The following is a 7,989-nucleotide window of genomic DNA, read 5'->3' as shown; positions in this document are numbered from 1 at the left end:
GCCGGGCGCACATAAAAAAGCAGAAAATCGTTTTGATTTTCTGCCTAACTTAATTAAAAAATTAAATGTGCAATTAAAGCAATCACTGGTAATGTGATTAATGTACGTTGAATAAAAATAATAAATAACTCTTTTAAATTAACAGGAATCTTTGAAGCTAATAATAAAGCTCCAACCTCAGATAAATAAATTAACTGAGAAACAGATACGGCTGCAATGACAAAGCGAGTCATCTCACTCTCAATTCCAGATGCTAAAACAGATGGCAATAGCATATCAGCAAATCCCGCTACTAAAGTTTGAGAAGCTGCCATAGCCTCAGGAATTTGTAATAACATTAAAACCGGTAAGAATGGTAACCCTAAAATTTTGAAAATTGGCGTATACTCAGCAATCACTAAAGCAATCGTTCCAACTGTCATAACAATTGGAATAACTGCTAGCCACATATCTAACACATTTTTAAACCCATCAATAAAAATAACTTGAATTAAATCCTGTGATTTCGCCTTTTCAATTGCCTGAGCAAATCCATGAGAAAAATTATTTAATCCAGCTAATGCTTTCTCATTCTCAACCTTTAGCGTGCCATCAAAGAATCGATCCTCTTTTTTAGATAATGGCGGTAGCTTCGGTAACATAATAGCAGCTACTAAACTCGCAATCGTCACTGTTACATAAAATGGAACAAACATATTTCCAAGATTAACCGTATTAATCACAACTAAACTAAACGTAATCGATACTAATGAGAACGTCGTTCCAATGACAGCTGCTTCACGCTTCGTATAGAATCCATCTTCATACTGCTTACTTGTTAATAAAACTCCGATTGTCCCATCACCTAACCATGACGCAATACAATCAATCGCCGAACGACCAGGTAAATTAAAGACTGGACGCATCACTTTTGATAATAATGTCCCAACAAACTCTAATAATCCAAAGTTTAATAATAAAGGTAAGAATAACCCTGCAAATAAAAATACGGAGAAAAGAATTGGGAGCAAATCATATAAAACTAATCCACCCGTGTTTAACGAGAAAATGGCCTCGAATCCTATTTCATAAACAGCCATAACAATAAAAATTGCTGCTAAAATACGAATCACAAACCAAACCGGTGTCACATTAAATAAATTATTTAAAAATTCATTTTTAAGAATGAATTTTGGTGTAAATAACTTCGTTACAATCGTTCCGATCACTGTAATCATCACTAAAAATAAAACTACTGTAGGTAAAACATCTGCAAAGTGTGCTTGAACCCAATTTGATAACATCGCAATCGGAATCGTAATCCCACCAGCCTGAGAAACAGGAAGCATAAATAACGTCACACCAATTAAAGAAGGAACTAAAAACTTTAATATTTCTGAAATCTTATATGAGCTACACGAGCCTTTAACTGGAGCTTGATTGTTTTTATTCATAATTATTACCATCCTTATAAAAAATTTTTTCTTTGATTTTATAAGTATACTTGGTAGGCCAAAACTTATCAACCATTTTAACGACAATAATCATCTTTTTACAACAAAAAAGAAGACCCTTTTTACTATTCAGTCTTCTTCCATGCCACAAGAACAATCTCTTCGTGAAACGTATTAAAAAACTCTTGTTCCATCATTTGTAATGCTGCAATTTCTTCATCTGTTAACGATGCAATCTCATAATCTTTCAATCCGATCACCTCATCCCTATTATAACCACTATTACCTTCATCATACAAAAAAGAGACCGAATCCGGTCCCTATATTCTAAACTCTGCATCTACACCATATACTCTTTGATTTAAAATACGACGATATGCCTTTTGTTCTTCTTCCTCTAATGCTTTAAAAGAGGACATAATTTTTAATTCAACCATATCTGTTGTTAGATTTAATGGCGGTTGATAATGTGGATAAAGATTTAAAACGAACCCTAAACGTTCATAAAATCCAACTCGTCGTTTCGTCACTTTATCCACAGGGGGTTCCACTTCTAAAATAACGGGATGATTACCCGCTTCTGATAAAATATCTTGAACTAACTTTGTCCCAATTCCAAGACCTCTGGATAATGGTGTACAAGCTAAATGTTCAATATATAAAAACTCATCAAACACGTAATATGCACAAAAGCCTAATAATTTCCCTTCCTGCTCATACGTCTTCAAATGATAGTCCGAACGTTCTAGCAATGCTTTTTGACCTTCATAACTTCTAAATTCATCCCTTGGAAATGATTCTTTCATAATCTCATAAACTGCATCAAACAATTGATCCAAATTATCACCTTCTGTATAAAACTTAGTCATATTGCACATAATAACATTAATTATTCACATTTACAAGAAAGTTAATATATGGAGGCCAAACAATGAAAATAAATCCTGATTTGTATCATGGCCACGATCAATATACTAATTTTTTTGAGGGTTGGTATTTTAAAATCGTAGACGCCACTGCAACTTATGCCTTAGCGTTTATTCCTGGAATCTCTCGCAGTGAAGATACACGAGATCATCATAGCTTCATTCAAGTGATTAACTTAGTTAATCATTCCTATCACTATTACCGATATAGTATAGATGATTTTTACTCAAATAACCGTCATCTAAAAATAAATATCGGAATTAATGAATTTAGCTTTAATAAAATCTACGTCAATCTCGAACAAGTTCACGGCATCTTATACTTAGGATCACCTACGAAATGGCCAGATTCTAAACTTAATCCAGGGAGCATGGGGATTTACAATCACCTTCCCTTTATGGAATGTTACAGCCAAGTATGCGCAATCGACGGGGATATTGAAGAGGGTCATCTAAAAATTAACGGACAAGTGATTGATTTTAGTAACGGAAAATACTATATCGAAAAAAATTGGGGAAAAAGTTTTCCTACCTCATGGATTTGGGTTCAAAGTAATAACTTCGAGAATCACCGAGCAACTGTAACGTGCTCGCTCGGTATTGTTCCATTTCCACTCATTAAAGAATTCCGCGGGTTTCTGATTGGTGTTACTGTCGATCACAAATTCTATCCTTTTACAACGATGAACAACAGTAAACTTAACATTACCGTCTGCGATCGAGACATCATCCTGTGTGCAACGCATGATAATCTCCAACTCATTCTTAAAACAAAAAGTAAACCAGAAGACTTTGTTGAATGTTACGGACCTAAAAACGGAAAAATGTCACCAATACTTGAAGAAACACTTAAAGGTGAAGTCGAAATGACACTTATCAATACCAAAAAAAATCTACTAATCTATCATGGAATTGGAAAAGCGTGCGGCATTGAATATGGTGGCGACTTCTCCAAACTTCTTGATGACTAAAAAGGGGATATCTCAAAATGAGATATCCCCTTTTTATATCAATTAAACTTATCCACATACCACGAAATTGTCGACCTTAATGCATCTTCGAATGTATACAAAGGCTCCCATCCAAGTTCATATTTAATCTTACTTGAATCAATCGCATACCGTAAATCATGACCTGGACGATCCTTCACAAATTCAATCAACTCATATGGCTTACCCAGTTCATCCAAAATCAGCTTTACAATCGTTAAATTCGAATACTCATTATTTCCACCTACATTATAAACTTCTCCAATACGCCCTTTATGTAAAATAAAATCAATAGCCTGACAATGATCCCAAACATGTAACCAATCTCGAATATTCTGCCCCGTTCCATATACAGGTAACTTTTCATTTTTCATTGCCTTTAAAATCATCAATGGAATTAACTTCTCAGGAAACTGAAAAGGCCCATAATTATTTGAACAACGAGAAATCGTGATAGGTAATTTAAACGTTCTCCAATATGATAATGCCAATAAATCTGCACTAGCCTTCGAGGCAGAATACGGACTAGATGCCTTCAATGGGAACATCTCTGTAAATAAAGTATCATCCTCTAATAATAAATCTCCATACACCTCGTCGGTTGATACTTGATGGAATCTCTTCACCCCATAGCATCGACAAGCATCCATTAACACTTGAGTTCCTAATACATTCGTCGTCAAAAATGAACTCGGATCTTCAATTGAACGATCCACATGACTCTCAGCGGCAAAATTAACAACCCAATCAAATTGTTCCTTCTCAAACAATTCAAAAATAAACGCCCTATCTCGAATATCACCATGAATAAATCGATACTGTGGATAATCTTGTACAGCTCCGTTATTTTCTAAACAACCTGCGTACGTTAATAAATCTAAATTAATGACCTCATAATTGGGATACGTCTTCAACATATACTCAATAAAATTACAACCAATAAAACCTGATCCACCCGTTACTAACAACTTTGTCATAGCTATCCCCCGTAAAATTACATAAACTAAACTATATTATACTTATAATCAAATCTCAAAACAATAGACGGTATTTACTAGTATAAGGAAAGAACGGTATAATAAATAAAAATACTTTTTAAGGAGGATTCATCTCTATGACAAAACCTCGTGTACTCGTAGTCGATGATGAACGTGAAATTAGAGAAGCCATCCGTATTTATCTTCGCGGGGAAGATATTGAAACTATTATGGCTACTAACGGTCAAGAAGCTGTCGATTTAATGAAGCAACAAGACATTCATCTAATTCTAATGGACGTGATGATGCCAGGCATAGATGGAATAGTTGCCACAAGTCTCATCAGAGAATTCTCAAATGTTCCCATCATCATGCTCACTGCTAAGTCAGAAGACACTGATAAAATCATGGGACTTTCGCTTGGAGCAGATGACTATATTACCAAACCCTTTAATCCAATGGAATTAGTTGCACGTGTTAAAAGCCAACTTCGTCGCTATTTACAACTCGGTTCGCAAACTGTTACTTCAAGTACTAATCAAGATATCCTTGAAGTTAATGGCCTACGTATCAACACTGCAACAAAGCAAGTCTTTGTAGATGGAAAAGAAGTTCGTCTGACACCAACAGAATTCAAAATTCTTAGTCTTCTCATGCGTAATAAAGGCCGTGTTTTCTCTATCAGTGATATCTATGAAAATGTCTGGGATGAACCCGGATATAACGCAGAAAATACCGTTGCCGTTCATATCCGAAAAATTCGTGAAAAAATTGAAATTAACCCCCGTGATCCTAGATATCTTAAAGTTGTTTGGGGAATCGGCTATAAAATTGAAGCTTAGATTTACCCAATTATATAATATTCATACTAAGGGGATACTTATATTTAATTATTCCGAATTACATCAACTAAATCACCGTTATAATTTAAATCACCAATCTTCAAATGCTACGACATCCCACAACTAGCATTACTGATCGAATCAACAAATGACCGTGTCAAAACTGGAATGGTTAAGTTATTACAATCAATACAACATACAATTAGTTATAACCAACACCCAACTGAAGCAAAAAATGAACCACAATCTAATTGGACAACAAGGTATCGTGTTGACATCAACTTAGTACTATTAGTGCCGCCACAAACAAAAGAGTTTGAAAAAAATTATAAAGAGCAATATCATCAATTCAAAAAAGCAATCAAGGAATATGAAAAGTTACATAAAATTGATCGTAAAGAACCATTAATCTAATCTGATATAGACCATAGCAAATCGTGCTGTGGTTTTTTCTTAGTATTAAGAATTTCTTAAGAAATCAACTATGTAATTTTTAAGATATAGATGTTACTCTTACAATAGAATTAATAAAATAATGGAGTTGAACTTATGAAAAATAAAGAGGACATGAATCAATCTAGAGTCCCAGAACCTCTAAAAAAAAGCTGGATTAAATTCTTACTTTCTTGTTTTATCTTCTTACTATCCTTTAATTACATCACTGATCAACTAAGGTTTGGTCAAATATTCCCACTTAATTATTTTCAATCAGATCAATATGCTATACAAGTAGTACAATTTCTAGATTCGTTTTACATAACGCAAATCCAATTACAAAAACTTCAAATCCCATTAGAAGAGATTGAGGTGACTAAACAAGAGATTCTTGATGCAAAATTTGATAGCTATCAATATGAACAATACCTTTATGATGACAATACTGGCGAACACTATTCGATTAATACCTTAACTGATGAGCAAATCAGAGATATGATTCAATATGATAAATATCAACAATATCAATCTGAAGTCTCTCACTATAAAAATACATACTATGACCAACAAGATGCTTTTTATTATGATATAACTGATAGTAATGGAAATCATTATACTAATGTAGTCTTAGAAGAAAAAGATTATCTAAATATTATTGAAATTCCCTATAAAGGAAAAAATGTTTCGAATTTTAGTATTGTTAATAGTAGTGCTCGTGATAAAGGAATTAGCGGAACACTCTACCTCCCTAAATATCCAATGGGAGAATCAACAATCCAAGGTGCATTTATTCAAAATATAACAACTAAAGTTATTTGGATTGGAGCAATTCTTGCAGCGATTATCCTTGTCATTCCTATCTATCGTAATTTTAAAAAAATTAAAAATACACAACTTAATATTCCACCCCAATACAAGTGGATTGAAGATAAATACTTGGACTTACCTATTGAATTCAAAGGTCTAATCTTCCTAGTAACAGTGTACATATTACAAAATATGAACCTAACTACATACTATCGATACTATGGAAATCTTTTATCTTATGGATTCAAATTAATTCTACAAGTTATTATCCTATTATCTATTTTATACTTCTTCTTTTTACAACTTAAAGGAATTATCCATCGAATAAAAAATCCAGAGTTATTTAAGCAAGAATGGTATAAAGGATTTTACATGAGTAATATTGATGATTGGAGTAAACTACCTATTTATCGTAATACATTTATACGAATCACTGTATATTCATGTATTATTGGGATATGGGGAATAATCTGGGGATTTTGTTTCCATGACTATGGGGCATTCCTAGTTATTACGTTTATTAGTGTAATACTCGCACTCATTCTTTTATCTATCATTAAAAAACGCACTAAAGCAATTCAGGCAATTGCTGATACTTTATCTAAAATGGCAAATAACGAAATAACATCTGAAATCTATGTTAAAGGAAATGGTCTTATTGCTAATATTGCTAAAGATGTGAATGCCGTTCGTGAAGGATTTGCAATCTCAAATCAAAAACAATCAAATAGTGAAAGATTGAAAACAGAATTAATTACAAACGTTTCTCACGATCTTAGAACACCTCTAACTAGTGTTTTAAATTATGTCGACTTAGCTAAAAGAAGTGACATCACAGAAGAAGAACGACAAGAATACTTACAAATCATTGATAATAAATCGAAACGATTAAAAGTATTAATCGATGACTTATTTGAAGCTAGCAAAATGGCTAGTGGAGCTGTTGAATTAAATAAAGAACAAGTAGATTTAGTTGCCTTAATGTATCAAGCACTAGCAGAATATGAAGATCGATTTGAAGATCAAAAATTAATTGTTAGAACAAAAACTTCTAATCAACACATGTATGCCTATTGTGATGGAAGAAAAATGTACCGTGTATTTGAAAACCTATTTAGTAATGTAATCAAATACGCACAACCCGCAACACGAGTATACTTAGAAATGACTTATGAAGGTTCTGAAATTATCATAACATTAAAAAATATATCGAACTATGAATTAGGATTCGACGTATCTGAACTAGCTGAACGCTTCAAACGAGGAGATAGTTCTCGCCATACAGAAGGTTCAGGACTCGGACTATCCATTGTAAAATCAATTTTAGAATTACACGGAGCAGCATTTGAATTATCACAAGATGGTGATTTATTCAAAGTTATTATCAAAATAAATACACTGTAAAATAGAGAGTTTCTAACACCCTCAATACCTCTCCATCTATTAATTCAACTTATAAAAAAACTCCAATCAACTGATTGGAGTTTTATAATATACAAAAAGATAAGATATAAAATTAGTTTTGTAAAAATAGACTTATAAAGATAAAAAAAGCACTCAAAGAGTGCGACTATTCGAAT

General features: G+C 33.0%; 8 protein-coding genes. 4 read left to right on the top strand and 4 right to left on the bottom strand.

The window, feature by feature from the left end:
- Positions 1-53: 53 nt before the first annotated feature.
- The 3 genes from NEH74_RS03860 to NEH74_RS03850 all read right to left on the bottom strand — a co-directional run bounded on the left by NEH74_RS03860 (position 54) and on the right by NEH74_RS03850 (position 2,272).
- Positions 54-1,433 carry a YjiH family protein gene (locus NEH74_RS03860; protein ID WP_055305870.1) on the bottom strand — a complete coding sequence of 460 codons (1,380 nt, stop codon included), beginning with the start codon at positions 1,431-1,433 and terminating at the stop codon, positions 54-56.
- Positions 1,434-1,558: 125 nt separating this feature from the next.
- The gene (locus NEH74_RS03855; protein WP_256637855.1) at positions 1,559-1,684 is read right to left on the bottom strand and encodes a hypothetical protein; all 126 of its coding nucleotides are present in this window, start codon (positions 1,682-1,684) and stop codon (positions 1,559-1,561) included.
- A 69-nt stretch (positions 1,685-1,753) separates the two neighbouring features.
- A complete protein-coding gene (locus NEH74_RS03850) occupies positions 1,754-2,272 on the bottom strand; it encodes a GNAT family N-acetyltransferase (RefSeq protein ID WP_147614379.1) in 519 nt (172 codons plus the stop codon).
- A 92-nt stretch (positions 2,273-2,364) separates the two neighbouring features.
- Between NEH74_RS03850 and NEH74_RS03845 the strand changes: the two genes are divergently transcribed.
- Entirely contained in the window at positions 2,365-3,330 is a 966-nt protein-coding gene (locus NEH74_RS03845) for a tocopherol cyclase family protein (RefSeq protein ID WP_055305871.1), read from the top strand.
- Between the two features lie 38 nt (positions 3,331-3,368).
- On the opposite strand, the gene rfbB is transcribed toward NEH74_RS03845, so the two are convergent.
- On the bottom strand, positions 3,369-4,325 hold the full coding sequence (gene rfbB / locus NEH74_RS03840) for a dTDP-glucose 4,6-dehydratase (protein ID WP_070099810.1): 957 nt from the start codon (positions 4,323-4,325) through the stop codon (positions 3,369-3,371).
- A 137-nt stretch (positions 4,326-4,462) separates the two neighbouring features.
- On the opposite strand from rfbB, the gene NEH74_RS03835 reads away from it, so the two are divergent.
- From NEH74_RS03835 to NEH74_RS03825, 3 genes are all read left to right on the top strand, one after another.
- Positions 4,463-5,167, top strand: a complete 705-nt coding sequence (locus NEH74_RS03835; protein ID WP_055243938.1) for a response regulator transcription factor — start codon at positions 4,463-4,465, stop codon at positions 5,165-5,167.
- A gap of 168 nt (positions 5,168-5,335) precedes the next feature.
- Entirely contained in the window at positions 5,336-5,581 is a 246-nt protein-coding gene (locus tag NEH74_RS03830; protein WP_055243941.1) for a hypothetical protein, read from the top strand.
- 135 nt (positions 5,582-5,716) lie between these two features.
- Complete coding sequence (locus NEH74_RS03825) at positions 5,717-7,813, top strand: sensor histidine kinase (RefSeq protein WP_238581307.1); 2,097 nt, start codon at positions 5,717-5,719, stop codon at positions 7,811-7,813.
- Positions 7,814-7,989 lie beyond the last annotated feature (176 nt).

Origin of the sequence: Turicibacter sp. GALT-G1 (genome assembly GCF_025594995.1) — a bacterium.
Taxonomy (GTDB): Bacteria; Bacillota_I; Bacilli_A; order MOL361; family Turicibacteraceae; genus Turicibacter; species Turicibacter bilis.
The sequence above is the reverse complement of the archived record's forward strand: the minus strand, read 5'-3'. Positions and strand labels throughout refer to the sequence as shown.

Excerpts from the sequence above, each read along its gene's own strand:
- NEH74_RS03860 (WP_055305870.1), bottom strand. The coding sequence starts at position 1,433 with ATGAATAAAAACAATCAAGCTCCAGTTAAAGGCTCGTGTAGCTCATAT.
- NEH74_RS03845 (WP_055305871.1), top strand. The coding sequence starts at position 2,365 with ATGAAAATAAATCCTGATTTGTATCATGGCCACGATCAATATACTAAT.
- rfbB (WP_070099810.1), bottom strand. The coding sequence starts at position 4,325 with ATGACAAAGTTGTTAGTAACGGGTGGATCAGGTTTTATTGGTTGTAAT.
- NEH74_RS03835 (WP_055243938.1), top strand. The coding sequence starts at position 4,463 with ATGACAAAACCTCGTGTACTCGTAGTCGATGATGAACGTGAAATTAGA.
- NEH74_RS03830 (WP_055243941.1), top strand. The coding sequence starts at position 5,336 with ATGGTTAAGTTATTACAATCAATACAACATACAATTAGTTATAACCAA.
- NEH74_RS03825 (WP_238581307.1), top strand. The coding sequence starts at position 5,717 with ATGAAAAATAAAGAGGACATGAATCAATCTAGAGTCCCAGAACCTCTA.